This window comes from Frankia sp. CcWB2 (assembly GCF_977927585.1).
The window spans coordinates 1-1,797 of record NZ_CDWRCM010000335.1 but is presented as its reverse complement, the minus strand read 5'-3'; the positions used below and the strand labels follow the sequence as shown (position 1 = coordinate 1,797).

Annotated in this window: 1 protein-coding gene and 2 pseudogenes; all 3 read right to left on the bottom strand. The window is 69.6% G+C overall.

From position 1 onward, the window contains the following. A partial coding sequence (locus ACY45C_RS21335) for a transposase domain-containing protein (RefSeq protein ID WP_462189337.1) occupies positions 1–974 on the bottom strand: 974 nt, incomplete at its 3' end. A gap of 354 nt (positions 975–1,328) precedes the next feature. Further along, a pseudogene (locus tag ACY45C_RS21330) lies at positions 1,329–1,604 on the bottom strand (NF041680 family putative transposase); the annotation flags it as partial. 46 nt (positions 1,605–1,650) lie between these two features. Then, positions 1,651–1,797, bottom strand: a pseudogene (locus ACY45C_RS21325) (NF041680 family putative transposase); the annotation flags it as partial.

Genomic DNA, 1,797 nt, shown 5'->3' with positions numbered 1-1,797 from the left:
AGCGGCCACAGGCAGGTCACAGACCGGGCCGCAGGGGTCTGTTGCCTCTTGCGTAGGTCGCTACGCGATCGCTGACGCGACGGCCCTGCGGGCCGCCCTTGACCCCGAAGACCTCTGCGGCCCCTGGGGTCAGGGCACAGGGGCAGGCGGGACCTGCCCCAGCACAGCGCGCGGCGCGCCCGCGAGATCACAAAGCCTAAAGATGATCTAGTATCGGCAAGCAGAGAGAACAGGAACCACCCCGCACACAGAGAACTTGACAGCACCGTCGGGGCCCGCCACGCCAACGCCGCCCCGGTCGCGCTCGCGCTGTCCCACGCCGCCCAGGAGTAGAAACCCCGGTCGGCGGTCAGCAGTTCGTCCGCCCTCAGCCGCGGGTACAACCGTCCGGCGAGGGTCTTCTCCCCGACGTGGTAGGCGGCGACGAAGGCGTGGGTGCCGCACTCGGCCAACGCCACCACCCGGGCCTTCGGGAACGCCGACCGGTTCTCCCCCGACCCCGCGTACCCGAACCCGGCGGCGTTCTCCTTGCTGTCCGGCACGTCGACGTCGAACCCGTCGATCGCCAGCAGCCTCCAGCCACACAGGAACGACCCGCGCGCCGTGCCCAACGCCGTCGCGGCGGCGCCCGGCCCGGCCGTCCCGGCGACCGGCCCGCACGTCCGCTCGAACAACTCGGGGAACACTGTCCGGCCCAGGCGTTTGCGGGCTTGGGTGATAACGCTGGCCGTCGGCACGCTCCAGGCGGCGTTCCAGCAGCCCCACCGGTCCAACGACCCGGTGACCTTGGTCGCGACCTCTTCGTCGTCGTCGGGCAACAGGCACAACGCCAACGTCAGATAGGTGACCACATGCGCGGGCAGCTTGCCCTCCGAACGTCTCTCCCGCACGCCGCACACGGCGATCGCCGCATCCACCGCGTCCCGCGGCACCGAGTCGACCAGCACCCCCAACGTCACCTGGTCAGGACGCACATCCGCACGATCCAGCCCATCCACACTCACAGCCGATGATCAAAACAGGCACATCGTCGCACGTCACCCAGCCACGCCGCGCAACCCCAAAACCAGCCAACAAGATCGACTTAGGCTACGTGACATTGGGCCAGGACCGGGTAAATCGTGCCTGAGGGCAGGCCCGCAACCTTGATCCAATGGGGGGCGATGCCTGTTCAGCTTCCGCCCTCACCCGCCACGCGGCGTAAGCCATGGACCGTACTCGGAGACGATGGCCCGGTCGCGCTGATCGAGCACTATCTGGGGCACCTGACCGACCTTGAGCGACCCCGAACACCGTGCAGGCGCACCCCCACGATCTGAGCTTGTCGTTTAACTTGTTTGTCCCTCAGATTCTGTGGCCGTTGACCTGTCCGTGGTCTTCCCGACCGGTTGGATGATCGCTTGTCGTCGGTTGGCGCGGCCGGGTGGGCGACCGGGGCCGGGTCGGGTGGATTTCGGCGCGCGGGCCGGAAGCGGTGTCTTCGGGCGGAGTGGCTCAGGGGACCGGATTTTCGGGGCGGTCCAGCCGAGGGTCTGTTTGAACAGGCGGACGGTGTGTTCCCGGCCGAAGCGGCGCAGGAACGCCTGCCAGGCGCGGTCGACGTCGGTACCTGGGCGGCGGTCACCGTGGTGAGGTCGTCGTCGGGACCGAGGCGGCCCGCGGGAGCGGCAGCCCGGCCAGCGGCCGTCGCAGCCGCTCCACCTCCAGCCGGCCGTGGTTCACCGCGCCGTACAACGCGCCGTGCCCCCGGCGGTGCTCCGCCGTCAGCGACAGGCCGACCAGGTCACGGACCGGGCC